This window comes from Companilactobacillus bobalius (genome assembly GCF_009764355.1).
Window position 1 is genome coordinate 1 of sequence record NZ_LNUA01000023.1, and the last position, 2,500, is coordinate 2,500.

A 2,500-nucleotide genomic window follows, 5' to 3' on the forward strand; every position below is an offset into this window, starting at 1 on the left:
TACCTTCAAAACTAGATATTAAGATTATGAATTAAATTAAAACACTTCAAACTGCTGTAAACTCTTACTCGGTTAAGTCCTCGATCTATTAGTACTGCTCAGCTCCATGTATCGCTACACTTCCACCCGCAGCCTATCTACGTCATATTCTCTAACGGATCTTACTTCCATAAAGGAATGGGAAATCTCATCTCGAGGGGGGCTTCACACTTAGATGCTTTCAGCGTTTATCCCGTCCATACGTAGCTACCCAGCGATGCGCCTGGCGGCACAACTGGTACACCAGAGGTATGTCCATCCCGGTCCTCTCGTACTAAGGACAGCTCCTCTCAAATTTCCTACGCCCGCGACGGATAGGGACCGAACTGTCTCACGACGTTCTGAACCCAGCTCGCGTACCGCTTTAATGGGCGAACAGCCCAACCCTTGGGACCGACTACAGCCCCAGGATGCGATGAGCCGACATCGAGGTGCCAAACCTCCCCGTCGATGTGAACTCTTGGGGGAGATAAGCCTGTTATCCCCAGGGTAGCTTTTATCCGTTGAGCGATGGCCCTTCCATATGGTACCACCGGATCACTAAGTCCGACTTTCGTCCCTGCTCGACTTGTCAGTCTCGCAGTCAAGCTCGCTTATGCCTTTACATTCTACGAATGATTTCCAACCATTCTGAGCGAACCTTTGAGCGCCTCCGTTACATTTTAGGAGGCGACCGCCCCAGTCAAACTGCCCACCAGACACTGTCCCTCACCACGCTAAGTGATGTAGGTTAGAGTTTTCATATAACAAGGGTAGTATCCCACCAATGCCTCCTTCGAAACTAGCGTTCCGAAATCAACGGCTCCTACCTATCCTGTACATGTCACACAAAAACTCAATATCAAGCTACAGTAAAGCTCCATGGGGTCTTTCCGTCCTGTCGCGGGTAACCCGCATCTTCACGGGTATTATAATTTCACCGAGTCTCTCGTTGAGACAGTGCCCAAATCATTACGCCTTTCGTGCGGGTCGGAACTTACCCGACAAGGAATTTCGCTACCTTAGGACCGTTATAGTTACGGCCGCCGTTTACTGGGGCTTCAATTCTCAGCTTCGCAAAAGCTAACTGATCCTCTTAACCTTCCAGCACCGGGCAGGCGTCAGCCCATATACGTCATCTTACGATTTAGCATAGACCTGTGTTTTTGATAAACAGTTGTTTGGGCCTATTCACTGCGGCTGGCTGTTACACCAGCACCCCTTCTCCCGAAGTTACGGGGTCATTTTGCCGAGTTCCTTAACGAGAGTTCACTCGCTGACCTTAGGATACTCTCCTCGACTACCTGTGTCGGTTTGCGGTACGGGTAGTTTATTTCTAACTAGGAACTTTTCTTGGCAGTGTGAGTTATTGTGCTTCGTTACTAAAATTTCACTCCCCATCACAGCTTGTCCTTAAAGATATAAGCATTTGACTCATATCAAGACTTACTGCTTGGACACGCATATCCATCAGCGTGCACACATCATCCTCCTGCGTCCTTCCATCGTTCAAACAAAATAAACTAGTACAGGAATATCAACCTGTTATCCATCGATTACGCCTTTCGGCCTCATCTTAGGCCCCGACTAACCCTGGGAGGACGAGCCTTCCCCAGGAAACCTTAGTCTTACGGCCGACCAGATTCTCACTGGTCTTTCGTTACTCATACCGGCATTCTCACTTCTAATCACTCCACCACTCCTCACGGTATGGCTTCAATGCAATTACAACGCTCTCCTACCACGTGTCTTACGACACATCCACAGTTTCGGTATCATGCTTAGCCCCGGTACATTTTCGGCGCAGAATCACTCGACTAGTGAGCTATTACGCACTCTTTGAATGAATGGCTGCTTCTAAGCCAACATCCTAGTTGTCTATGCGTTTCCACATCCTTTTCCACTTAGCATGAATTTTGGGACCTTAACTGGTGATCTGGGCTGTTTCCCTTTCGACGGTGGATCTTATCACTCATCGTCTGACTCCCGAGTAAAGATCAATGGTATTCGGAGTTTATCTGAATTCAGTAACCCAAGACGGGCCCCTAGTCCAAACAGTGCTCTACCTCCACGATCCTAAACCTCGAGGCTAACCCTAAAGCTATTTCGGAGAGAACCAGCTATCTCCAAGTTCGTTTGGAATTTCACCGCTATCCACATCTCATCTCAGCATTTTTCAACATACACGAGTTCGGTCCTCCAATGCGTTTTACCGCATCTTCAACCTGGACATGGATAGGTCACTTGGTTTCGGGTCTACATCAACATACTTAGTCGCCCTATTCAGACTCGCTTTCGCTACGGCTCCGACTTTTCATCTTAACCTTGCATGTTAACGTAACTCGCCGGTTCATTCTACAAAAGGCACGCCATCATCCATAAACGGACTCTGACTACTTGTAGGCACACGGTTTCAGGATCTATTTCACTCCCCTTCCGGGGTACTTTTCACCTTTCCCTCACGGTACTGGTTCACTATCGG

At 48.3% G+C, this 2,500-nt stretch carries 1 rRNA gene (cut by a window edge); it reads right to left on the reverse strand.

The features are described from left to right. Positions 1-68: 68 nt before the first annotated feature. A 23S ribosomal RNA gene (locus ATN92_RS03690) occupies positions 69-2,500 on the reverse strand (it continues 486 nt past the right edge of the window).